Below are 23,340 nucleotides of genomic sequence, written 5' to 3'. Positions count from 1 at the left end.
CGACCTAGCCGGTGTTTTTCGCGGATGGTGGTGCACGATAGATGAGGATCCAGCCCCGTCAGGAGCTCCTGGAGATCTGGGCGGCCACCGTCCGGTCAAGCTGGCAGGACGGGAAGTGGCAGTGGGGCGGGCGAGACGGGCCGAACTCGATCAGTGACGCCGAGCAGTTGCTCTGCATCCTGCTGCCGGCCACCCAGGCGGACTTCGGGCTGGACCGTCCGGACGAGACCGCCGAGGAAATGATCAAAGCGCTGCGTCCGCTCGGCACCGCCACCCAGATTCCCCGGGTGCTGATCCAGGTGCTCACCGAGTATTACCAGCGCTACACCGACAAATCCGGGACACCGGTCTTCTCCGGCCGCACCTATTTCCAGACCGACGGTGCGGAGCCGTCCGAGCAGCAACTCGACCTCGACATCGTCGACTCGTACGCCATGTCGATCACACTCTCGCTGGCCGCCATCGGTTTCGCCCGGGTCTTCCGTTCGGCCGTGCGCCGTGAGGAGGTTCTCCGCGAGATCGACGAGTTGGAGACCATGGCGAGCACCCGGCTCACCGCCGCCATGGTCGGGCTGCTGCGCAGTTTCGCGGTGAACGTCTTCGACGTCGATTCCGAAGAGGGCCAGGCACTCGTCCGTACCCTCAACCAGAGCGACCTGCCGCAGCGGCAGATCGTCGCCCAGCTCCGCCGCCGACTGCGGCAGACGATCGCGAGTTTCCGCGAGGTCATGATCGGTTCCGGCCAGGTGGCCGACCTGGACAGTCCGAACCGGCTCTTCGAGTGCGGCTGGTCCTGGGGCATCGTCAAGGACGCGCCGGAGGTCGAGACGACCGAGCCGGTCGGCCAGCAGCCGCCGGGGTTCGCCCCGGAGGAGCCGTACCTCTACTTCACCGTCATCGCGATCGACGCGATCGAGGAGCTGTTCACCGAACGGACCCGGATCCTCGGCCTGCTCAACGAGGAGCAGCAGCGGCTCTCCCGGGCGTTGCAACTGCGGTGGGACCTGACCCGGGGCTACTGGGCCACGGTCGCCACCTTCGGCGACGGCCACCGCTGGCCGCTGGAGGACATCCCCTGGCGGACCACCGACCGGGACGCCTCCGACTACTACACCCTGCTGGTGACCTCGCTGGCGGTCAAGGGTCTGGTCGTCGAGCGGGGCGCGGACGCCGACCTTAGCCGGGTCGGCGCGGTGCTGGAGGAGCTGGCCAACCGGGCGAGGATCACCCGCCGGCCGTTCGACCAGGACTCGGCGCTGGTGCTGCACGCCCCCGGCGTACGACTGACTCTGCAGAACAGCGAGAAGCTGGGCGGCCCGACGTTGCGGTGGGCGGTCAGCGAGTTCTCCGCCCTGCTGTTGCAGCGCACCGCGTTCATCGCCGGCCTGCTCAGCGACGCCGACCAGCGGGCCAGGATGCTCGACCTGGCCGACCGGGTCTGGGACCATCTGGTGCTCCGCCGTCTCGACCGTGGTGGCGGCCGGAGCCTGTGGGACCAGCCGGCCCGGGTGTTCCGGCAGTTCGACGAATACCACGACGCTCCCTCGTGGTATTACACCGAGCGCGTGGTGCAGTCCCTGGTCACCACCGTACGCATCCTGCGCCGGCCGCCACTGCGCAGCGACCGGCTCACCCTGCACGCGCTGGACCTGCTCAACGAGGCCGAGCACCTCTACGACATGGAGCTGCTGACCGGCGCGGCGGAGGCGGGGCCGAAGATGCAGCAGACCCTCCAGGTGATCCGGGTCAACCTGCGACGGGCGCGGGAGATCGTGCACGAGCGGCCCGGCACCGCGGCAGCGCTGACCAACGCCGTGCTCCGCTCGCTGGACGAGTTGAACGCGGCCCGGCGCGACGTCGCGGAGGCGGGCTGACATGTTGATTTTCGCGGCCTCCGACAAGGGCGGCACCGGGCGCTCGGTCACCAGCAGCAACATGCTCTACCGCAGCGCGTTGCAGGGCAGTGACGTCTGCTATCTCGACTTCGACTTCGGGTCGCCGACGGCCGGCGCGATCTTCAACATCGACTCCGCCGTGCGCGGCACCACCCGGGGCGGGCTGCACGACTACCTGGACGGCGCCCTCGCCGAGCCGCAGCGGATCGAGGTGTGGACCGAGTCCGACCGGGCCAGCCTGCGCAACCGGCCGCCCGGCGCGGGCCGGCTGGTGTTGCTCCCCGGCGACAGCGGCGGCGGTGAGTTCCCGGCCACCCGGGAACGGATCGAGCGCTGCGCCCGGCTGTTCCTGCGGCTGGAGGAGGAGTTCGACCTCAGCCTCGTCGACCTCAGCGCCGGCCGGTCGTACGCCACCCAGATGGTGCTGGCCGCCACCGCCATGCCGGAGCTGAAGTCGGTACGTTCCCGCTGGCTGGTGTTCCACCGCTGGACCCGGCAGCACGTCCTCGCCGCCTCCGGCCTGGTCTACGGCACCCGGGGCATCCTGGACGCCGGCAGCCGGGCCGGGCACGACTACGACGAACTGGTCAACCGCCTGCGGTTCGTGCGTACCGCCGTGGTGGACCCGGACTCGCCGGAGTTGGAGGGGCTGCGGCCGGCCCAGGTGGCCTGGCTGCGCGAGTGCAACCAGGACCTGCTGGAGCTGGCCAGCAACAACCGGGTCGGTCGGACGATGCTGATCGGCTCCGTACCGCTCGACCCGGTGCTGCAATGGCGTGAGCAGCTCATCTCCGACAACGACGTGTACGCACGCAAGATCGCGAACCTGGAGACGGTGGAGGCCTTCTCGGCACTGGCGAAACTCATCGTGGACGACGCGGCCTGGGAGATGCTGTGATGAGACCGGATGTGACCTTCGAGGAGACGGCGGCCAGACGCAGTGTCGAGTCCGTACCGCTCTCGCACCTCTCCGTCGAGCTGGGGCACCTCTACATCGAGGAGTTCGCCGGCGGCATCGACCAGCTCCGCCGGCACTTCGCCCGGATCGCGCCCTGGGCGGCGGCGGCCCGGGCCGCCTGCGCGGACCGGACGCCGAGCAACCGTCCCCGGATCAGCACCTGCTTCCTGATCGACGACTACTTCACCCGGTTCAGCACGCCCCGGGTGGTGATGGAGCAGGTCCGCGAGGCCGCGCAGGACACCGGGCTGGTGATCGACTACTTCGCCCGGGAGGCCGGCTGCGCCCAGGCCGACGACATCCCGCTCGCCGAACTGGTGCTCACCCAACTCGTCTCGGACCCGGCCCCGGAAACCACCGGGGACCGCCCGCCGACCTCGGAAACCGGCTGGCTCTGCAACGGCGAACGGTCGCCGGCCTCCGGACCCGGCCAGGCGATGAGCGCCGGCCGGGCCTGGCAGCCGCCGGTGCAGAACGCGGCGAACCGGCACTCCATCTTCATGGACGTCGAGCTGTGGGACTACGAGGACAACGGCCAGCGGCGCTGGTCCTGCCCGTTCCTGGCGGCGGTCTGGCAGCTCATGCGGCTGGGCCTGCTCCGGCACGAGGGTGAGGGCGTCACCAACCCCTACCAGCTCGACGACTGGCCGGACGACTGGGACGAGATGCCGGCGGTGGTCAAGCTCAACCCGCACGCCGCGCCGTTCAGCGCGTACCGGACCTTCTCGGTGCTCGGCTCGCGCTTCCTGCCCGTCGAGCACGCCGTCCGGACGATCCTCAGCCAGGTCTCGATCAGCCCCGCCGTGCTCGACCAGATCCAGACGCGCAGCCGCAACGAGCACATCGACCTGGCCAAGGACCTGGTCGAACGCGTGGAGTACGTCTTCGTCGGCGACTGACCGCAGCCTCCTCACCGTCGTACGTCCGGCAGGTGGTCGGGGTCCGCGTCGGGTAGCCAGGTGAGCACCTGACCGGCCCGGCGCCGGAAGCCGGGATCCGGGTCGTCCCGGGCGAGTTCGGTAAGCAGTTCCCGGGTCTGGTGGTCGTCGCCGAAGTGCGTGCCGAGGGCCTGCACGGTGGCGGCCCGCACCGACCAGTCCTGGTCGCGGAGCCGTTCGACGAACAACGTACGCACCTCGGGGTGTTCGGCGAGGCGTTCACCGAGTACCCGGAGCACCTCCCGGCGTACCTGCACGTCCCGGTCGTCGCCGGCCTGCTCGATCAGCAGCTCGCGTACCGCCCGGTCGGCGCCGAAGTGTTCGCCGAGGATGCGTACCGCGACGGTGCGGATCTGCGGGTCCTCGTCGGCGGCCCGGCCCATCAGCACCTCGCACTGCTCGACGTCGGTACCGAGCCGGGTGGCGAGTTCGACGGCCGCCTCGTGCACGAGTTCGGCGTCCGGGTCGTGCCGGATCCGTTCCAGCAGCGCCTCCCGGACGTCGGCGTCGACGCCGACCCGCTGCACCAGCAGTCGTACGGCGGCGAGCCGGACCCGGGCGTTGCTGTCCCCGTGTACCCGCCCGGCCAGCAGGTCGTGCACGTCGTCCCGGGACCCGCCGCGCTCCACCACCGCCGTGGCGGCGAGCGCGAAGACGGCGGCGTCCGGATCGCGCTGTGCCCGGTCCACCAGCACCTGGTGCACCTCGTCGGAGAACTGCGGCTCCCGGGTCAGCGCCCGCAGCGCGGCGAGCCGTACCTCGGCGTCGGGGTCGGTGCTGGCCCGGGCGAGTACCACCTCCCGGGTGGCCCGGTCTCGGCGTACGGTGTCGGCGAGCGCGTTGACGGCGGCGAGCCGGACGCCCGCGTCGGTGTCGTCCCGGGCCAGCCCGGCGAGCACCTCGGAGACGGCGGAGTCCATCCCGACCCGTTCGATCAGGGCCCGGGCGGCGACCAGCCGGATCCGGGCGTCCGGGTCCCGCAGCGCCAACTCGCCGAGCGCGGCGCCGACCGACGCCTCGGCCCCGATCTCGTCGGTCAACGCCCGGGCGGCGAGCAGGCGTACGTCGGCGTCCCGGTCCTGCCGCGCGGCGGTGACCAGCAGGTCGATCAGGGCGGTGTCCCGCTCGAAGTACTCGACCAGCAACCGCAGCGCGGCGTGCCGGACGATCTCGTCGGTGTCCCCGCCGGTACGGCTGACCAGCAGGTCCCGGGTGGTGGTGTTCGGGCCGTGCTGCTCGATCAGGGCACGGGCGGCGGCCCGCAGCACCCCGGGATCGCGGTCCACCCGGATCCGGTCGACGAGCAGCGAGCGGACCTTGGTGTCGGTGGCCAGCCGCTCGCCGAGCACCCGGACGCTCGTCCGCCGGGTGACCGGTTCGGTGTCGTCGCGGGCCCGCTCGATCAGCAGGTCGCGGACGTGTCGGGTGGCGGCGAACCGCTCGACGAGTACGTGCGCGGCGGTCCGGGTCACCTCGGCGTCGGTGTCGGTACGCAGGCACTCGATGAGCACGTCGCGGAGTTCGTCGTCGCCGCCGTACCGGTCGCCGAGGGTCTGGATGGCGGTCCGGCGCACGCTGGCGTGCTCGTCGGCGTGTGCGCGCTCGCGGAGCAGTTCGCGGACGTTCGGCTCGTCCCGGAACCGCTCCCCGAGCGCCTGCACGGCGGCGAGCCGCACCCCGGCGTACCCGTCGGCGCGGACCCGTTCGATCAGCAGGTCCCGGGCCTCGGCGTCGGTGCCGAACCGTTCGCCGAGGGCCTGCACGGCGGCGAGGCGTACCCCGGCGTGGTTGTCGGCCCGGGCGCGCTTGATCAGCCGGGTCCGGGCCCGGGCGGCGGCGGCCTGGTGTGCCGGACTGTCGACCGCGGTGGTGGCGAGCTGGGCCAGCTCGGCCAGGCCGGCGACCGACGCGTAGGAGGCGGGGCTGTCGTCCATGGTGGCGAGCACGTCGTCGAAGAGGTCGTCGATCCGCTCGGCCGGGGTGGAGAGCATCGCGGCCAGCCGGGCGGCGTGGGTGGAGACCGGGTTCCAGACGACCCGGACACCCCGGCGGCGGTACCAGGAGAGGTAGATCTTGCGGCCGGGCCAGTTCGGCCCGATCGCCTTGGCAGCCGGCAGGATCTCCTCGTCGATCAGCCGGGCGGTCTCCCGGTCGTCGATCGAGACACAGTGTTCCAACAGCAGGATGAGCTGCCGCAGCAGCGTCTCCGCCGGCTTGGCGGCGGCGGTGTGCAGGTTGCGTACCTCGGCCAGGCACTGCACGGCGAGCGCCAGGTTCCACGGCGGCGGGGCGAAGTCGGCCGGCGGCCAGGGCTGGTTGACCTCGGTGGTGAGGAGCTGGATGAGCTGCGCGGTGTGCTTCTGGTGCAGCGCACCGGCGAGCAGCCGGAGCACCTCCCGCCAGGACAGGTCGGCCCAGTGCTGCCGGAAGAGGTCCTTGAGCTGCTCGAACGAGAGCACCTGGTCGTGCTGGAACTTGGCCAGGATGGCGTCGGCGCAGAAGAACTCCAGGAAGGTGCGGTGCACGAAGCCGTAGACGTGCGGGCCGTACCGGCTGAGGATGAAGTTCCGCTCCCGGAACTGGTCGATCATCGCCAGTGCGATGGTCCGGGCGGTGGCGGCGTCCCGGCGGTACCGCTCGACCAGGTATTGCTCGAAGACGTCGCTCAGCTCGACCCGGTCGATGTAGTTGACCGTCAGCCCCCGGTCGGCCGACTGCATCCGGTACGCCAGCCGGCGCAGCAGCTCCTTCTTGTCCTCGGTGTCCAGGAAGCTGGCGGCCTCGGACTGCTCCCGCAGGTGCCGGTCGACGTCCCACTGCGCGACCAGCACGGTCGCCGCGTGGTCGTAGAGCTTCCAGCGTTCCCGGGGCAGCGGCTGGTGCTTGCCGATGATCGCCAGGATGGTCAGCAGCAGGGGATTGCCGGCGAGTTCCCGGATGGCGTGCGAGTGCCGCATCGCGTCGAGCAGCCGGGCCCGCTGGGCGCGTGCGTCCTCCGGCCGGTCCCGGATCGCCAGCCTGTACCAGCTCGACAGGAAGTCGCCGGTCTGCTCCTCGTCCAGGTCCTGCAAGGTGTAGTGCACGAAGCCGACGCTGGTCAGGATCCGGCGGGAGTAGCCGATGATCCGGGAGGTGACGATCATGCGTACCTGCGGGTGGTTGGCGGCGAACCCGGCGATCTGTCGGGCCACCTCCTCCCGGCGGTGCCGGTCGAAGACTTCGTCCAGGCCGTCGAGGATCATCACCGCCCGGCCGCCGACGCCGAGGTGTCGCAGCAGCGCGGTCCGTTCGATGCCGAGCCCGTCGGTGCCGGCCCGGTGGTCGAGGTAGTCGACGAAGTTCTCGCACCGGCCCTCGGCGGCCAGGGTGATGAACGAACGCAGCTCGATCAGCAGCGGCAGGTGGTCGGCGAGCGCGGTCAGCCGGTCGTCGACCGGCCCGCCGGTCAGGCTGAGCGTGACGTACCGGGCGGCCGTCGACTTGCCCGAACCGGGGTCGCCGAGCAGCACGATCGCCCGCTGGTCCGGCGCACCGAGTACGTCGAAGAGCCGCTGCAACGGCTTCGCCCGGTACGACTCGTGCAACTGCACCAGCTCCCGGGGGTCGACCTCCTCCGGCACGTCCTCGGTGCCGATCCGCCCCTCGGACTGCATCCGGCGCAGCCACTCCCGGGGCAGCTCGGCCGGCGGCGGATCCTCGCGTACCCACTGCTCCACGAAGACCGACATCAACTGGATCCGCAGGTAGTCCTCGGTCTGCTCCGGCGTCAACGCGTCCAGGTCCAGTACGCCGTAGTGCTGGCGCAGCCGGAGCAGGTATTGCTTGAGGGTGTCCCGGCTCAGCGCGTGCATGCCGCCGCCGGTCGGCACGCCGGTGTCGGTGAGGCAGTTCGCCACCGCCGCGGTCACCATCGCGGCCAGGTCGGCCGGATCACGGAAGGTGCTGCACATGTGCCGGTCGGACAGTTCCGCCCGGAGCGACTCGATCTTGTCCGCGTCCCGGCCCCGGTCCACGAAACTGCGTGGCCAGGGCGCCTCCTCGTCGAGCAGGAAGATCAGGCACGGTTTGCCGCCGGTCAGCGCCTCCCGGTATTCGAGTTCGGTGATCGAGCGGTCGTAGCCGGCCGGGACGAAGCCGTACCGCCAGGCGAAGATGCCGACGTAGACGTCACATTCGGCGACGTCCGCCAGGCAGCGTTCGAGCGGGCGCCGGTCCTCGGCCACGTACGACTCCATGGCCATGTCCTCGACCCGGAGCCGGCGCAGCGCCAGTTGGACGGCGGCCCGGCACTCCTGGAGATCACGGAAAGTGGCCGAGACGTAGACCTTGGTCACGGCGGCTCCTAGGGGGCTTCGTGAGCGGCGCGTGACCCCACCGTACCAATAGGACGCAACAAGCCGGTTTCCGCTGGTGGGAGGCTGTGGGCACGGGCAACGGAGTTGCACCGCCGGTGCATGATGAATTGCCGCCCACCGATCACCGTGCCCGACGCCGATATCGGTTACCGTGACGCTGTCACGGCGAACGTCCCACCGGGCCTGCCGGCTGGCGACGAGCCGGTCCGCGACCCGGCGACGCGGTCCCGGTGCTGCACGAGGTTGCGGAGGAGCAGCAATGCTGACCTTGGGCGAGGTCCACACCGGACTCCTACAGAACTCCAGCTCACTCTCGCTGGAGAACACCGCCCAACTCCTCGACTTCCTGGTCGGCCAACGGGTCCGCCGGTCCGAGCGCCCGATCGCGTACGCGGTCTCGCCGGACCAGCTCACCGGGATCGACTGCCGGCTGCCGACCCACACCGGCAGCCGTACCCGGGGGGTCGGCACGGTGGTGTCGCACGCGGCGGTGACCGGCGGGCACGTGTTGCAGGGCTCCACCTACACCCGGCTGGACCGGGCCGCCAGCAACCGCCGGCTGATCTGGTCGCACTACCTGTCCCGGCCCGGCTGGGTGGAGACGATCGGCAAGGTCGACATCCGGGACGTCGCCCAGGGCTTCCTCGGGCCCACCTACCAGCCGCAGACGCTCAACCTCGGTGCGATCAGCGCCCGGCTGATCGACGCGGTGCAGAGTTCGGCCCGGCTCGACCGTCGACCGCCGTTCCGGACCAAGCGCACCCGGCTGCGCTGGGCGGTGCTGCCGGCACCGGACCAGTCGACCGAGGCGCACGGGAAGTTCCGGATCGAGTCCGACACGCTGCGTACCCTGGAGCTGACGGCGCCGCAGGAGGCCGTACCCGCCCTGGTGGAGTTCTGCGAGGACCTCGCGCTGCACGACTGGCTGCTCACCACGCTGCTGTCGCTGATCGAGTTCAGCCTCACCGGGCCGGGCACCCGGACCCAGCGGATCGACCGGCTCCGCCCGGCGATCGACTGCCTGCTGCACCTGTGGATGCCCGCCGCCCGGCTCGACGAGTCGGTGCTGCCGGTGTGGCGGGACCTCGAACACCGGCCCGGGTTCACCCGGCAGTGGCAGACCTCGGTGACCCGGATCCGTGACCAGGTCACGCTCAGCACCATCGCGCTGCTGGAGGCCCCGTCCCGCTGACCCGGGGCCGGCACCCGGCGCCCCTGCCGGCCGGTCAGCCGGCACCGGGTGGCCGGGCGGAGAGTTCCCGCCAGGTGTCCGGGCCGGCCAGCAGGGTACGGACGACGTCGTACGCCGCTTCCTCGCTGTCGAACTCGTAGAACCGGGAGACTCCCTCGGCTCCGCCCGCCCGCTGCTCCACGTGCCACTGGTCGGCGTCGGCCCGGAGGTAGACATCGCGCCGCGCCAGGCGCCCCCACTTGCCGTTCCACCAGTGCTTTCGTTGTTCCATGCCGGGACCTTATCGAACGTACGTTCGAGAAGATCACCGGGTGTCGGCCAGCCACCCGGAGGGGTGACCCCCGGTTCAGGGCCGGCGCGGAGCCGGCGGGTACTGCTGGCCGAACCGGTCGTCCGGGCCCTCGGGGTGCCGGTTCGGCGCCCGGCCGGCGGCGACCAGCGCGTCCCGGATCTCGGTGAGCAGCTTGATCTCCTCGCTCGGCGCGGCCGGCGCCGGCTCCTCGCCCCGGCGGCGACGCTCGGCGAGCTTGTTCATCGGGTAGACCACCAGGAAGTAGAGCACGGCGGCGGTCATCAGGAAGGTGATGGTGGCGTTGATGAAGGCCGCCCAGTCGACCTTGGCGTCGTTGGGCAGCGTCCAGGTGCCTGCCTTGAGACCGTCCTCACCACCGAACATCGTGATCAGTGGCTTCAGGAACGAGGTGGTGAACTGGGTGACCAGGCCGGTGAAGGCCGCGCCGATGACCACACCGACGGCAAGGTCGACGACGTTGCCGCGCATGATGAAGTCTTTGAAGCCCTTGAGCATTGGCATCTCCAGGTTGCCGGGATCGTGTCGGTCGACAACCTAGTGCCCAACGTCGGGCGGACGAAAAACGCGGTAACCGGCGTCCTGTCCGGTTAGCCGGCGGAGGCGGGACCGCCGGCCACCGCCTCGTCCACCGTGGCGTGCGTCTGCAACACCTCCACCAGGCCACTGACCTCCAGGATGCGCAGCACCCCCCGGCGCGGCGCGGCCAGCCGGACCATGCCGCCGGCCTCGTCGGCGCTGTTCCGGGCGCGGACGAAGACGGAGAGCCCGGTGGAGTCGCAGAACGACAGCTCGGACAGGTCGAAGACCAGCCTGTGGCGACCCTTCTCCAGCAGGTCCGTGATCTGGTCCTGAAGTTGCGGGGCGGTGGCCATGTCGAGTTCGCCCGCGACCGACACGACGACGACGTCGGCCCGCTCCTCGGTGTGCACCGTCAGGGACATTCGCGACCTCCTGGGATATCGGTCGAACCGTACTCCACGACCGGGTCGGTACGCATGACGGGCGGCCGGAAACCAGCGATCCGCCGAACCGGTGGGGGCGCGGTCCGCTCTGCGCGAACAGGGGTTACCGGCGGCCGTCCGGCCCGGGCACGATCGCGGAATGCGAATCCTCGTCCTCGGCGGCACGGTGTTCCTCGGCCGGGCCGTCGCCCGACAGGCCCTGGCCGCCGGCCACGACGTCACCTGTGCTGCCCGGGGCTCGTCCGGCGATCCCGTGGACGGCGTGCGCTTCGTCCGGGTGGACCGCGCCGACCCGGCCGGCCTGACCGCGCTCACCGGCGAGTTCGACGCGGTCGTCGACGTCGCCCGGCACCCCGACCAGGTTCGGCACGCGGTCGCCGCGCTCGCCGGCCGGGTGGGGCATTTCACGTTCGTCTCGACCGGCTCGGTGTACTCCGACACCGGCACCGTCGGCCAGCGGGTCGACACCGCCCCGCTGCTGGCGCCCGCGCCCCGGGACGCGGAGGACCCGACCCGCGACCCGGAGTCGTACGGCGCCTGCAAGGTGAGCTGTGAGCGGATCGTGACGGAGGCGTTCGGTGCCGAGCGGGTCTTCGTCTGCCGGGCCGGGCTGCTCGTCGGGCCGGAGGATCCGAGCGGGCGCTTCGAGTACTGGGTGCGGCGGGCGGGACGGGGTGGCGAGGTCCTCGTCCCCGGCACGCCGGAGGACATGGTGCAGTTCGTGGACGTACGCGATCTGGCGGCCTGGATCGTCGCGGCCGCCGAACGCGGACTGACCGGCACGTACGACGGCACCGGCGCCCCGATGACCCGAGCCGCGTTCCTGGCCGACCTGCTTCCCGACGGCGCCACCCCGACCTGGGTGTCCCAGGAGTTCCTGGTCGAGCAGCAGGTGGAACCCTGGACCGGCCCGCGTTCGCTGCCGCTCTGGCTGCCGCTGCCCGAGTACGCCGGCTTCCTGACCCGGGACGTGACCGCGAGTCTGGCGGCCGGACTGCGCACCCGGCCGCTGGCCGAGACGGGCCGGGACACCGCGGACTGGCTGGCCACGGCCGGCCCCGGGGCGGGGCAGCGGATCGGGCTCACCGAGGCGGAGGAGGCCGAGCTGCTCGCCGCCTGGCGCACCAGGTAACGCCCGCCGGCCCTGACCGGCGCTGCCCCGGGCCGCCGGTGCTTCACCGGCGCTGACCAATGGCTCCGGATGCCGACTCAGCCCGGTGCCCGGTCGCCGGCCCGGCCCGGTGCCCGGTTGCCGGTGCTGACCAGTGGCTCCGGCGGCTCCGGTCATCCGGTCCGGACCTGCGCGCCGGGCGAGGTGGCGGAGCCGTGCAGCCGGAGCCGGACGATCCGGGCGTCCGGCGGGATGTCGTAGACCACCGCCCCGGTGACCCGGTTGCCGGGGTTGATCTCGCTGAGGAAACCGAGCTGGTCGGCGTTGGCCAGCAGCCCGGCCGAACTGTCCACCCCGAACCGCTCCCCGGCCGGCCCGTACGCGATCTGCAGGTTGTCCTGGAACGTCAGCGGTCGGCGGCCCAGGTTGCGGATCGTCAGGTGGACCACGCAGAACTGTCCGACAGCGAGCTGACTGACCAGCGGGTCGCCGACCTCGGTCAGCCCGCAGCGCAGCTCACGCACCTGGAACTCGAGATCGCCGTCCCGGACCGGCTGGTTGAGGCCGACGACCTGGGGGCTCCGGTCGCGCAGCCCGGTGAAGAGGTCCGGCCCCCACGCCAGTACGACCACCGCGGCGGCCACGCAGCAGCAGGAGAGCAGCGCGGCGACGAGACCGAGTACGAACCACCACCGTCGGTCGGTCGGCCGGAACTCGGGAATCCTGGGGGTACCGCCGGACGGTGCACCACCCGGCTCCGTACCGCCTCCGCCTGCCGGCTCGGTCGGCCGGGGTGCCCAGATCGGCGGTTGCGACTGTGGTGCCGGCGGTGGATAGCCGCTCAGCGGTGGGATGGTGGCCGACGTCTCCGGGGTGGACCAGTCCGGCGCCGGCTCTGCTGGTGGCGCCGGCTCTGCTGGTGGCGCCGGCTGGGGTCGGGCCGGCTGCGGTGGCTGTCCGAGGGGCGGTGGCTGGCCGGGGGGCGGTGGTCGTTCGGGGGGCGGTGGGGAGGGCGGGCCGGCGCCGGGCGCGATCGTGTCGGGGAAGCGGCCGGTGGTCGGGATCGGATCCGGGATCTCGTCGACCGTCGACCCGGCCGCCGGGTCCGGCGTCGGCTCCTGGCTCGGCCCGTCCGGCGGCGGCGGATCGATCGCCCAGTCCCACGACCCGGGTACCGGCTCGGTCGGCTCCGCCGGCCGGTCCCCGCCCGTCGGCGCCCCGCCGGAACCCGCACCGGGCCGGTACGGCTGCTCGCCGGGCTGGTCGGGGCTGGTCATCACGATCCTCGCATCATCCGGGGCCTCTGGGAAAATAGTAGGCTTTAGCGCAATTCGTCCCAGTGGGGATCGTCATCTTCGTCCTCCTCCGGACCGGGAAGGAGGACGGCCGCACCGCTCCGGTACGGGTGCCGAGGTGGGTGGCAGGATGGGCCGGTGGATCTCGTTACCGTCGATGACGTACGGGCTGCGGCGGTCGACGTGGCCGGCGTGGTGCTGCGTACCCCGCTGTTGCCCTGCCGTTGGGACGACCAGCTCTGGCTCAAGCCGGAGAGCCTGCAACCGGTCGGCTCGTTCAAGCTGCGCGGCGCGACCCACGCGGTGGCCCGGCTCGACCCGGACCAGCGGATCCGGGGCGTCGTCACGCACTCCTCCGGCAACCACGGGCAGGCGCTCGCCTACGCCGCGCGGGCCCAGGGGGTGCCCTGCACGGTGGTGATCCCCGAGGGTGCTCCGGCGGCAAAGATCGACCAGGTACGCGCACTCGGCGCCGAGGTACGCATGGTCGCCCCGGCCGACCGGCTGCCGGTCGCACAGGCGATCGCCGCCGAGCAGGGGCGCACCCTGATCCCGCCCTTCGACGACCGGCGGATCATCGCCGGCCAGGGCACCATCGGGCTGGAGGTGCTGGCGGACCTGCCCGACGTCGACGTACTGCTGGTGCCGGTCGGTGGCGGCGGGCTCGCCTCCGGGATCGCCACGGTGGTCAGGGCGCTGCGCCCGGGTGCCAAGGTCATCGGGGTCGAGCCGGCCCTCGCCGCTGACGCCGCCGAGTCGCTGCACGCCGGAGAGCTGCGCCGGTGGGAACCGGAGCGCACCTACCGGACCAGCGCGGACGGGCTCCGGACGACCCTCTCCGCGCTGACCTTCGCACACCTGAGCGCCCGGCTGGACGGCATCGTCACGGTCACCGAGGACGAGATCGCCGCCGCCACGACCCGGCTGGTCCGGGCCGCCCGGCTGGTGGTGGAGCCGAGTGGCGCGGTGGCCACCGCGGCCCGGATGTTCCACGCGGCCGAGCTGCCCGCCGGGCGTACCGTGGCGGTGATCTCCGGCGGCAACGTCGACCCGGCGGTACTGGTGGCCGCCGCCGGCCGCCCCGACGCGGGCTGACGGCGCCTTGGTGGCACGGTCCGACGTCACCTCGATGGCAACGGCCGACGGCGCGACGATGCGGGCCGACCGAGCCGGGCGGCGGCATTACCTACATTGGAACCATGGCTGACCGGACCGGCGCGAGCGCCTCGGACAAGACGTTCGCGGTGCTGGAGGCGCTGGTCGAGCACAGCCGGCTGACCGACATCGCCGCCGCGACGAACCTGCCGAAGGCGACCGTGCACCGGATTCTCCAGGTGATGGTCGAGCGAGGGCTGGCCCAGCCCAGCGGCACCGGGGACTACTTCACCGGCCCCCGGATGCTCGCGCTGGCCGGCCGGGTGATGCACCGGCTGGACCTGCCCGCCCGGGTACGCCCGGAACTGGAGGAACTCCAACGCCGCACCGGCCGTACGGTGCACCTGGCGCTGCTGCACGGCGACGAGGCGGTCTACGTGGCCAAGGTGGAGGCGGGCAAGCCGTACCAGCTCGCCTCCCGGGTCGGGATGAGCCTCGACCTGCACAGTACGTCGATCGGCAAGGCGGTACTCGCCACCCTGGACGACGGCCGGGTGGCCGCGCTCGCCGAGCGGACCGGGCTGCGCCGGCACACTCCGGGAACGATCGTCGAGGTCGGGCGGCTGCTGGCCGAACTCGCCACGGTCCGGTCCCGAGGCTGGGCGGAGGACCACGAGGAGAACGAGCCGGGAGTCTCGGCCACCGGCGCGGCGGTGTACGACCACGCCGGCCACGTGATCGGCGGGGTGAGCGCGGCGACGCTCAGCTACGAGGCGGCCGACCAGCCGGCGGACGAGGTGGGCCGGCAGGTGGTCGAGGCTGCCGCCCAGGTGTCCCGGGCGCTCGGCGCCCGCACCGTCCCGAGCTGACGGGCGCCCCGGCGACCCGCCACCGCCGGTTGTGCTGGTGGCGCCAGTCGTGCTGCGGTCGGCTGGGGACGAGTGTCCGTCAACGGTCCTTTAGAGCTGGGTGCACAAGCGGGACCTCCGCTCTGAGAGCCAGGGAATCGGTCTCGGCAGGAGTCCGGTCGTAGCCCGGGCGCACAGACGGGGCAGCTCGACAGTGTCCTGGCGAGACAGTGCTTCCTCGGCTCAGGCATCGAATTGTTTCCGGCCGGTTGCGCGGGCTGAGCAGACCGGCCAGACTGTGACGAAGGTAACCGTGGAACGCCGTTCCGCAGGACGGAATGGCCGTGCTCTGGGGGTGCGACCAGATGACACGCGGCGAGAACCGGAACCGAGAACGCAACCGCAACCGCGACGAGGACGACGACGACAACGCGACGGCGCAGCGGACGCCGTCCTGGTCCACCGTGCCGACCGGCCGGGCGCCGGGCGACAACGGGCCGGCGGACGGCGCCGACGAGGTCGCGCCGGTCGCCGTACCGGCCGACGAGCTGGTGGAGATCGCCGCCCGGGTGCTCGCCACCGCCGGTAGCCCGGAACCGGCCGCCCGAGCCGTCGGCAGCTCACTGGTCGAGTCCGACCTGGTCGGACACGACTCGCACGGGGTACGCCGGCTGGTCCCGTACGTCGACGCGGTGCACAGCGGCATGATCGACCCCTCGGCCGATCCCGTGCTGCGGCGCCGGCACCGGGCCACCGCCGTGGTCGACGGGCGGCGCGGGTTCGGCCAGCTCGCCGCCCGGCTCGCCGTTACCGAGGCCCGGCAACTCGCCGACGAGTACGGCGTCGGAGTGGTGACGATCGGCAACTGCAACCACATCGGCCGGCTCGGCGAGTACGTGCAACTGCTCGCCGAGGCGGGCATGGTCGGATTGGCGTTCTGCAACATCAACCCGACGGTCGCCCCGTACGGCGGTCGGGAGCGGCGGCTTGGCACGAACCCGTTCGCCTGGTCGGCGCCCCGGGCCGAGGGTCGGCCACCGGTCGTCGTCGACTTCGCCACCTCGGCGATCGCCGAGGGCAAACTCGCGCTGTCGCTGGCCCGTCGGGAACGGGTCGGCACCGGCCTGCTGGTCGACGCGGACGGACGCGGCTCCACCGACCCGCACGACTTCTACACCGGGGGCGCGCTGCTGCCGTTCGGCCAGCACAAGGGCTACGGCCTCAGCGTGATGATCGAGATCGTCGGCGGGCTGCTCTCCGGCGCCGGAGTGTCCAGCCTGCCCGGCTACGACAACACCAACGGCACCGTACTGGTCGCCGTCGACATCGGGACCTTCCTGCCGGTCGCCGAGTTCCGTACCCGGTCGGAGGGGTTCTGCCGGCTGCTCGGTGACACCGCGCCGGCCGTCGACGGCGATCCCGGCCCGGACGGCGTGCTGGTGCCCGGCGAGAAGGAGGCGCTGACCCGCGCCGCCCGGATCTCCGACGGTGTTCCCCTCGCCCCGTCCACCTGGCGCGAGCTGGCCGAGCTGCCGGGCGGACCCGAGCTGCCCGGCACGTCCGTACCCCACCCCCGCAGCCGCGCCGAGGGCGCGGCCCCCTCGTCTCAGGAGGACCGGAGATGACAACGTCGGTGGACCCCGCGCCCCCGCCCGAGCCCGAGCCCATTTCCGCACCGTCCGACCAGGAGAGCACCCCGCCGGCCGAGCTGCGCCGGGTGGTCTCGGCCTCGCTGGTCGGCACCGCCCTGGAGTGGTACGACTTCTTCATCTACGGCACCGCCGCCGCGCTGGTCTTCGACGACATCTTCTTCCCGGACGCCGAGCCGGCGGTGGGCACGCTCGTCGCGTTCGCCACCTTCGGGGTGGCGTTCCTGTTCCGGCCGGTCGGCGGGTTCTTCTTCGGCCGGCTCGGTGACCGGATCGGCCGGCGCTCCACACTGATCGTCACCACCCTGGTGATGGGCATCGCGACCGGGCTGATCGGCCTGCTGCCGACGTACGACCAGATCGGGGTCTGGGCGCCGATCCTGTTGGTGCTGATGCGGATCTGTCAGGGGCTGGGTGCCGGAGCCGAGTTCGGGGGCGCGTCGACCCTGCTCGCCGAGCACGCCCCACCGGACCGGCGCGGCTACTACGCCTCGTACGCCCAGACCGGGGTGCAGATCGGTCTGGTCCTCGGTACCGTCTCGTTCCTGCTGGTCGGGATGCTCCCCGACGACCAGCTCGAATCCTGGGGCTGGCGGATCCCGTTCCTGGCCAGCTTCCTGATGATCTTCGTGACCGTCTACGTCCGGCTCCGGGTCACCGAGTCGCCGGTGTTCCGCCGGATGGAGCGCAGCCGGACCGTCGTGCAGACACCGGTGCTGGACACCCTGAAGATGTACCCGCGCAACTTCCTGGTCGGGATCGGCGCGCACATCTGCGACACCGCGATCGTCTACATCTTCGCCACGTTCAGCGTCGCCTACCTGACCAACGAACTCGACCAGCCGCGTTGGGTGGCGTTGACCGGAGTGATCCTGATGGGCCTGGTGGTGATCGCGGTCCAGCCCGTCTACGGGGCACTGTCGGACCGGATCGGGCGCAAGCCGCTCAACGTCTTCAGTGTGGTCTTCACCGCCGCCTTCGCCTTCCCGTTCTTCTGGCTGCTCGACTCCGAGGTGACGGTGCTGATCTGGCTGGCCCTGATCATCGCTGGTGGGATCGGCTTCGCCCCGATGATCGCCGTACAGCCGGCGTTCTACGCGGAACTGTTCGGTGCCGGGGTGCGGTACACCGGGTTCGCCGCCTCCCGGGAGATCGGTGCGGCCATCTCCGGCTTCTCCCCGCTGGTCGCGGCGGCACTGCTCAGCGCCGGGGACGGCTCACCCTGGCTGGTCGCACTCTGGATCATCGGCACCGCCGTCGTCTCGCTGGTGGCGTTCCTGGTCGCCCGGGAAACCCGGACGATGGACATCGGCGCCGTGCACGCGTACCAGGAGGGACCGGAGACCGGGGTCGGCGGGCGGGGCGCCGACGGCCTCGACCCCGACGGCGACCGCGCGGTGAAGTTGGAACAGCGGTGAGGCTGGAGAAGACCGTCGCGGTGGTCACCGGCGGCGGCACCGGGATCGGCCGGGCGGTGAGCCTGGCGCTGGCCCGGGCCGGCGCGGACGCCGTGGTGGTCAACTTCAGCCGGTCGCGGACGGAGGCCGAGGAGACCGCGATGAAGGCCCGGGAGTGGGCCGGCCGGTCCCGGGCGCTCGCCGCCGACGTCACCGACGACGATCAGGTACGCGCGATGGCCGCGCAGGTGGTCGCCACCTTCGGCCGGGTCGACGTGCTGGTCAACAATGCCGGCGGTACCCGGGCGGTGGAGCACGCCGACCTGGACGGGCTGACCGACGACATCTGGCGGGACGTGCTCGATCTGAACCTGCTCGGCGCGTTCCGCTGCGCCCGCGCCTTCGCCCCCGCGCTGCGCGAATCCGGCGGTGCGATCGTCAACATCTCGTCGATCTCCGGTTACCGGGCCGGCGGCTCCTCGATCGCGTACGGGGTGAGCAAGGCGGCGATGCTCCAGCTCACCCGGAACCTGGCGGTGGCGCTCGCCCCGGAGGTACGGGTCAACGCGGTGGCACCCGGCACCGTGCAGCACACCCGCTGGCAACCGGGCCTGCACGGCGAGCAGGGCTTCGCGGAGCGCAGTGCCCGGGAGCGGGAGGTGGTGCCGCTGCGCCGGACCGCCGACCCGGAACACGTGGCCCAGGCGGTGCTCGGGCTGCTCGGCATGGACATGGTGACCGGCGAGGCGGTCATCGTCGACGGCGGCAAACACGTCGGGTACTGACCGAGTCCTTCCCGGGGCAGGGTGGAGTTAGCTCCACCCCGCCCCGGGACCTGACGCTCCTGACCCGGCGGGCCGGCGCTGGTGTGCTCGACTGGTGAGTACAGCTACCGCCGCAACGGCCCCCCGGACCCGCATCCCCGACCTCGACGCACTGCGCGCCTTCGCGCTGCTCGGCATCCTCGTCGTCAACATCACCTTCGCCGCCACCGGCTTCAGCATGAACGTCACCGACCCGGCGTACGACTCGTGGCTGGACGACGCGGTGCGCTGGCTCAACCTGAGCTTCTTCGGGATGAAGTTCTACCTGCTCTTCTCGTTCATGTTCGGCTACAGCTTCGTGCTCCAGACGCAGGCGGCGGCGCGGGCCGGGGCCGAGTTCCGGCCCCGGATGGTACGCCGGCTGCTCGGCCTGCTCGCCCTCGGCGCGATCAACATGGTGTTCCTGATGAGCGGCGACATCCTCACCGTGTACGCGCTGCTCGGCGCGGTGCTGCTGGCGATGCGCGGGGTACGGGACCGTACGGCGCTGATCGTCGCCGCCGTGCTCTACGGCTATCTGCTGCTGGCCATGGGGTCGAGCATCCTGTTCCTGGACACGTCGAGCTACTTCGACCACGCCAGCCAGGTTGCCGCCGCGCAGGAGACGACCGCGAACCTGGCCGGTGGGTTCGGCTCGGTGGTGCACGAGCACATCGCGATCCTGCCGCTCTACGGCCTCTCCCAGTTGACCGTGCAGGGCCCGACCACTCTGGCGATGTTCCTGCTCGGCATGGTCGCCGCCCGCCGGGGACTGCTGGTCGGACTGACCGGCCGGGAGTCGTGGCTGCGGATCGTCCAGCTCGTCGGCTTCCCGGTCGGGATCGTCGGTGGCGCGGTCTACGCCACGCTCGGCGGCACCGGCAACACCCTCGGTGTACTCGTGAGTGTGCTGACCGCGCCGCTGCTGGCCGCCGCGTACGCCGCGACGCTGATCCGGGTGGTGCACAGTGATCGTGGCCGGTGGCTCGGCACGGCGCTGGCCCCGGCCGGCCGGATGGCGTTGTCGAACTACCTTGGCCAGTCGGTCGCCACGCTGCTGATCTTCACGGGTGTCGGCTTCGGGCTGGTGGGTCAGGTGTCGCCGCTGGAGATGATGCTGTTCGCGGTGGCCATCTTCGTCGGCCAGGTGGTGGTCAGCCGCTGGTGGCTGGAGCGGCACGGACACGGCCCGGTCGAGTGGCTGCTGCGCTGGTTCACCAACGCGGACCGCCCCGCCTGGCGGCGACTCAGCCGGCCGGCCCGGTAGCCGCCGGGACCGGGGTCGCCGCGCGCTCGTCGTACCTCGACCGGGCGGCGGCGATCTCGTCCAGGTGGGATTCGGTCCAGTGCACGAGGGACTGGATCGTGTGGTGCAGGGTCACGCCCAGCGGGGTGAGCGCGTAGTCGACCCGGGGCGGTACGACCGGATGCACGGTGCGGTGCACGAGCCCGTCGCGTTCGAGCTGGCGGAGTGTGACGGTGAGCATCCGCTGGCTGATCCCGTCGACCTCCCGACGCAGCTCGGTGAAGCGCAGGCTCTGCCGGTCGAGCAGGGCGATGACCAGCAGCGACCACTTGTCGGCGATCCGGTCGAGGATCTGCCGGACCTCGCAGTCCTCGCGTCCGTCCCACTGCCGGGCGGTGTAGTCGCCCTCGGTTCCCGTGCAGTAACCGGGTGACTTCGAAGTGCCTTCTTCCACGAAGGTCAATCCTGGCCGACGATCTCCTTGGTTACAAGAGGGAACCGACCAGCCGGGTGGTAACCGAACGACGCGCCCCGGCGGTTCCCTCGCGCGTACACATCGGTTTCACGAGGAGCGGTCCGTTGCCCAGTTCACCGTCAACCCAGCAGTCCGGCGCCTCGCACCGGCTCGATCCACGCGCCTGGGGCGTACTCGTGGTGATGTGCGGGGCGATCTTCCTGGAGGGCATCGACGTGGCGATGCTCAACGTCGCCCTGCCGTCGATCCGCGCCGACCTCGGCCTGTCGACCGGCGCACTGCAATGGGTGATGAGCGCCTACGTCCTCGGGTACGGCGGCTTCATGCTGCTCGGCGGTCGCGCCGCCGACCTGTACGGCCGACGCCGGATGTTCCTCTTCTGGCTGCTCGTCTTCCTGCTCTTCTCCGGACTCGGCGGGCTGGCGACGGAGAGCTGGATGCTCATCCTGGCCCGGTTCGTCACCGGCGTCGCCGCCGCGTTCATGACCCCCGCCGGGCTTTCGATCATCACCACCAGCATCCCCGAGGGACCGCAGCGCAACCGGGCACTGCTGGTCTACGCCGGGATCGCCTCCGGCGGGTACTCGCTCGGGCTCGTCGTCGGCGGGCTGCTGACCGCGATCGACTGGCGCTGGGTGTTCTTCGCCCCGGTACTCTTCGCGCTGGTCCTGCTGATCGCGGCGGTACCGCTGGTGCCGAGGTCGGCCCGGCCCGAGCCGACCGGCCAGGGCGTCGACCTGGCCGGCGCGGTCACCGTGACCAGCGCCCTGATGCTGCTCGTACTCGCGGTCGAGCGGGCCACCCACACCAGCGCCGTGCAGACCGTCGGTACGTTCGCCGCCTCACTCGCCCTGCTCGGCGCGTTCCTGGTGATCGAGTCGCGGTCGCGTAGCCCACTGGTCCGGCTCGGCATTCTCCGCTCCGGAGCGCTGGTCCGGGCGAACATCGCCGGCCTGCTGTTCCTTGCCGCCTTCTTCGGGTTCCAGTTCGTCGCCGTGCTCTACCTCCAGGAACTGCGCGGCTGGTCGACCCTGGAGACGAGTCTCGCCCTGCTCGCCGTCAGCGTGGACATCGTGCTCGCCCCGCTGCTGACACCCCGGCTGGTCGCCCGGTACGGCAACCCCCGGGTGATCCTCGGCGGCCTGCTCCTCGCCGCCGTCTCGTACGCGCTGTTCCTGCGGATCGGCCCGGACACAACGTACGCGGCGATGTTCCCGACGGTGATCATCCTCGGCGTGGCGTTCGCGCTGGTCTACGGGCCGCTCACCATCGCCGCCACCGACGGGATCGAGGAGCGGGAGCAGGGTCTGGCGGGCGGACTGCTCTACACGTCGATCCAGTTCGGTGCCGCCCTCGGCCTCTCCGTGGTGACCGCCGTCAACGTCGCCGCCACCGGCGCCGACGGCAGCCCGGAGTCGATGCTCGACGGCTACCGGGCAGCTCTGCTGGTACCACTCGCCGCCGTCGTCGTCGCGGCCGTCGTCACCGCCTTCGGGGTACGCCGCGCCAGCGGCTCAGGGGATGCCGACCCGACTGCCGGGGCTGACCTGCCGGCCGCCGCCGTCGGTGTTCCGGTGGAATCCGCCCGCTGACCCCATCGGGTACGGGCCAGCCTCGATCGCACGGCTGGCCCGTACCCGATGCCGTTGACGGGTCTATATGCGCCGGGGCCGTCATGGAGACGGCGTTGTCCGGTGCGGAAGAGATGGAGAAGCGCCTCGCGCTGCGGCTGGAACGGCAGCGCGCCGTCTTCGAGCAGGACGACCCGCCGCTGACGACCTTCGTGATCGGCGAGGTGGCACTCCGCGTCGGTGACCCGAAGGTGCTGCGCGAACAGCTCGAACACCTGCTCCAGTTCAGTGCGCGCCCCCGCGTCATCGTGCACGTCGTGCCCGCGACGGCCGGGCTCTGGCTCGGGCAATCGGGACCGTTCGTGATCGCGTCCTTCGAGGAGGGGCCGGACGTCGCGTTCCTGGAGGACCACCTACAGGGACGAGTTATCACGGATCCCCGGCCGGTTGCCGCCCTACAACGCTCGTGGGAGATTGTCAGGGCGGTCGCGCTGCCGCGTGACCTCTCCAGGGACCTGATTCTTAAGCTGGTGAACGAGTCGTGACCACCGAACAGCGCTGGAAGAAGTCGAGCAGGAGCAACGCCCAGGCCGAGTGCGTGGAGGTTGCCGACGATCTGGGTGGGGCGGTCGGCGTACGGGACTCGAAGGATCGGGGCGGACCGGTGCTGGCCTTCACGCCCGAGGCTTGGCGGGCATTTGTCAGTCGGGTACCGGGCCGGCAGCTCTAGCCCTTTCCTGAGCCGGTGCCTCCGGCGCGGAGGTGGTGGCTGACGTCGCCGAGAAAGTCCGTGCTGAGCCGCCGTTCCGTGAAGCGCCAGCCGGCGTCGCGCCGCTCGAAGCGGTCCTGGCAGCGCCCACTCGCCACCGCCTGGAGCGGAAAATCGGGTAGGGCCTGGAAAACGGTGACGTACGACCTGGCCTCGGCGGTACCGGCCGACTCGTCAACGTCGACGACGAGGTTGCTGAGCACATGTCTGGTTCGCGGCGTTCCGTCGTCGTAGAGCATCAGCGTGTCGTGGACCAGCCGCTCGACCGCGTCGCGGCCGTCCAGGGGCGGGCCGCTGTCGAGGGTGACGCCCGCGTCGGCGACGAGGTCGGCGAGTCCGGCGAAGTCTCCGGCGTCCAGCAGTTCGTAGTAGCGGGCGACCAGGTTCTCGATCGCCCGGTGACTGGGCAGTTCGAGGGGCGGGGCGTCGGCGAAGCGGTCGGTGTCCATCTGGCTGCCTCCGGGCAGG

The 23,340-nt window shown here is 71.5% G+C and carries 21 protein-coding genes; 14 read left to right on the top strand and 7 right to left on the bottom strand.

The features are described 5' to 3' along the window. Positions 1-41: 41 nt before the first annotated feature. Genes Pen02_RS29965 through Pen02_RS29955 form a run of 3 tightly spaced genes read left to right on the top strand, consistent with a single transcriptional unit; the run spans position 42 to position 3,752 of the window. Positions 42-1,874: an SCO2524 family protein gene (locus tag Pen02_RS29965; RefSeq protein ID WP_203869495.1), complete on the top strand. Its 1,833-nt coding sequence runs from the start codon at positions 42-44 to the stop codon at positions 1,872-1,874. Position 1,875: 1 nt separating this feature from the next. After that, positions 1,876-2,793 carry an SCO2523 family variant P-loop protein gene (locus Pen02_RS29960; protein ID WP_203869494.1) on the top strand — a complete coding sequence of 306 codons (918 nt, stop codon included), beginning with the start codon at positions 1,876-1,878 and terminating at the stop codon, positions 2,791-2,793. Then, a complete protein-coding gene (locus tag Pen02_RS29955; protein ID WP_203869493.1) occupies positions 2,793-3,752 on the top strand; it encodes an SCO2522 family protein in 960 nt (319 codons plus the stop codon). The genes Pen02_RS29960 and Pen02_RS29955 overlap by 1 nt, the downstream gene beginning before the upstream one ends. A gap of 11 nt (positions 3,753-3,763) precedes the next feature. On the opposite strand, the gene Pen02_RS29950 is transcribed toward Pen02_RS29955, so the two are convergent. Beyond that, the gene (locus Pen02_RS29950; protein ID WP_203869492.1) at positions 3,764-8,125 is read right to left on the bottom strand and encodes a HEAT repeat domain-containing protein; all 4,362 of its coding nucleotides are present in this window, start codon (positions 8,123-8,125) and stop codon (positions 3,764-3,766) included. Between the two features lie 280 nt (positions 8,126-8,405). On the opposite strand from Pen02_RS29950, the gene Pen02_RS29945 reads away from it, so the two are divergent. Beyond that, positions 8,406-9,338, top strand: a complete 933-nt coding sequence (locus tag Pen02_RS29945; protein ID WP_203869491.1) for an SCO2521 family protein — start codon at positions 8,406-8,408, stop codon at positions 9,336-9,338. Between the two features lie 34 nt (positions 9,339-9,372). On the opposite strand, the gene Pen02_RS29940 is transcribed toward Pen02_RS29945, so the two are convergent. From Pen02_RS29940 to Pen02_RS29930, 3 genes are all read right to left on the bottom strand, one after another. Next, a complete protein-coding gene (locus Pen02_RS29940; RefSeq protein ID WP_203869490.1) occupies positions 9,373-9,609 on the bottom strand; it encodes a hypothetical protein in 237 nt (78 codons plus the stop codon). 75 nt (positions 9,610-9,684) lie between these two features. Next, positions 9,685-10,146 (bottom strand): large conductance mechanosensitive channel protein MscL, encoded by a 462-nt coding sequence (mscL, locus tag Pen02_RS29935; protein WP_203869525.1) that lies wholly within the window; start codon positions 10,144-10,146, stop codon positions 9,685-9,687. Between the two features lie 92 nt (positions 10,147-10,238). Beyond that, positions 10,239-10,592, bottom strand: coding sequence for an STAS domain-containing protein (locus Pen02_RS29930; RefSeq protein ID WP_203869489.1), 354 nt, complete (start codon positions 10,590-10,592; stop codon positions 10,239-10,241). A gap of 160 nt (positions 10,593-10,752) precedes the next feature. Between Pen02_RS29930 and Pen02_RS29925 the strand changes: the two genes are divergently transcribed. After that, positions 10,753-11,745, top strand: a complete 993-nt coding sequence (locus Pen02_RS29925; RefSeq protein WP_203869488.1) for an NAD-dependent epimerase/dehydratase family protein — start codon at positions 10,753-10,755, stop codon at positions 11,743-11,745. A 152-nt stretch (positions 11,746-11,897) separates the two neighbouring features. Here Pen02_RS29925 and Pen02_RS42655 read toward each other — a convergent pair whose 3' ends face one another. After that, a complete protein-coding gene (locus tag Pen02_RS42655) occupies positions 11,898-13,001 on the bottom strand; it encodes a DUF4352 domain-containing protein (RefSeq protein WP_203869487.1) in 1,104 nt (367 codons plus the stop codon). A gap of 156 nt (positions 13,002-13,157) precedes the next feature. On the opposite strand from Pen02_RS42655, the gene Pen02_RS29915 reads away from it, so the two are divergent. From Pen02_RS29915 to Pen02_RS29890, 6 genes are all read left to right on the top strand, one after another. Beyond that, positions 13,158-14,114 carry a threonine ammonia-lyase gene (locus Pen02_RS29915; protein WP_203869486.1) on the top strand — a complete coding sequence of 319 codons (957 nt, stop codon included), beginning with the start codon at positions 13,158-13,160 and terminating at the stop codon, positions 14,112-14,114. A 104-nt stretch (positions 14,115-14,218) separates the two neighbouring features. Further along, positions 14,219-14,983: an IclR family transcriptional regulator gene (locus tag Pen02_RS29910; protein ID WP_203869485.1), complete on the top strand. Its 765-nt coding sequence runs from the start codon at positions 14,219-14,221 to the stop codon at positions 14,981-14,983. 344 nt (positions 14,984-15,327) lie between these two features. Beyond that, a complete protein-coding gene (locus Pen02_RS29905) occupies positions 15,328-16,587 on the top strand; it encodes an Ldh family oxidoreductase (RefSeq protein WP_203869484.1) in 1,260 nt (419 codons plus the stop codon). Further along, entirely contained in the window at positions 16,584-18,029 is a 1,446-nt protein-coding gene (locus tag Pen02_RS29900) for an MFS transporter (RefSeq protein ID WP_203869483.1), read from the top strand. Before Pen02_RS29905 ends, Pen02_RS29900 begins: the two co-directional genes overlap by 4 nt. After that, positions 18,026-18,793 (top strand): SDR family NAD(P)-dependent oxidoreductase, encoded by a 768-nt coding sequence (locus Pen02_RS29895; protein ID WP_203869482.1) that lies wholly within the window; start codon positions 18,026-18,028, stop codon positions 18,791-18,793. Before Pen02_RS29900 ends, Pen02_RS29895 begins: the two co-directional genes overlap by 4 nt. A 94-nt stretch (positions 18,794-18,887) precedes the next feature. Continuing rightward, a complete protein-coding gene (locus tag Pen02_RS29890; protein WP_239141522.1) occupies positions 18,888-20,078 on the top strand; it encodes a DUF418 domain-containing protein in 1,191 nt (396 codons plus the stop codon). Here the strand turns inward: Pen02_RS29890 and Pen02_RS29885 are convergent. Beyond that, positions 20,059-20,409, bottom strand: coding sequence for a winged helix-turn-helix transcriptional regulator (locus Pen02_RS29885; protein ID WP_239141536.1), 351 nt, complete (start codon positions 20,407-20,409; stop codon positions 20,059-20,061). The two genes, Pen02_RS29890 and Pen02_RS29885, sit on opposite strands and share 20 nt — an antisense overlap. A gap of 227 nt (positions 20,410-20,636) precedes the next feature. Here Pen02_RS29885 and Pen02_RS29880 point away from each other — a divergent pair, with 227 nt between their 5' ends. The 3 genes from Pen02_RS29880 (at position 20,637) to Pen02_RS29870 (ending at position 22,833) form a co-directional block, all read left to right on the top strand. Next, the gene (locus tag Pen02_RS29880; protein ID WP_239141520.1) at positions 20,637-22,124 is read left to right on the top strand and encodes an MFS transporter; all 1,488 of its coding nucleotides are present in this window, start codon (positions 20,637-20,639) and stop codon (positions 22,122-22,124) included. A gap of 83 nt (positions 22,125-22,207) precedes the next feature. After that, positions 22,208-22,648, top strand: a complete 441-nt coding sequence (locus Pen02_RS29875; RefSeq protein WP_372445697.1) for a DUF5753 domain-containing protein — start codon at positions 22,208-22,210, stop codon at positions 22,646-22,648. Further along, a complete protein-coding gene (locus tag Pen02_RS29870; protein ID WP_203869479.1) occupies positions 22,645-22,833 on the top strand; it encodes a DUF397 domain-containing protein in 189 nt (62 codons plus the stop codon). The genes Pen02_RS29875 and Pen02_RS29870 overlap by 4 nt, the downstream gene beginning before the upstream one ends. On the opposite strand, the gene Pen02_RS29865 is transcribed toward Pen02_RS29870, so the two are convergent. Continuing rightward, complete coding sequence (locus Pen02_RS29865) at positions 22,830-23,321, bottom strand: nuclear transport factor 2 family protein (protein WP_203869478.1); 492 nt, start codon at positions 23,319-23,321, stop codon at positions 22,830-22,832. The genes Pen02_RS29870 and Pen02_RS29865 overlap by 4 nt on opposite strands. Between the last annotated feature and the right edge of the window lie 19 nt (positions 23,322-23,340).

The organism is Plantactinospora endophytica, assembly GCF_016862915.1.
In the GTDB taxonomy this organism is placed as follows: domain Bacteria; phylum Actinomycetota; class Actinomycetes; order Mycobacteriales; family Micromonosporaceae; genus Plantactinospora; species Plantactinospora endophytica.
Note: the sequence above shows the minus strand (reverse complement) of the source record. Positions and strands in the feature narration are given on the sequence as shown.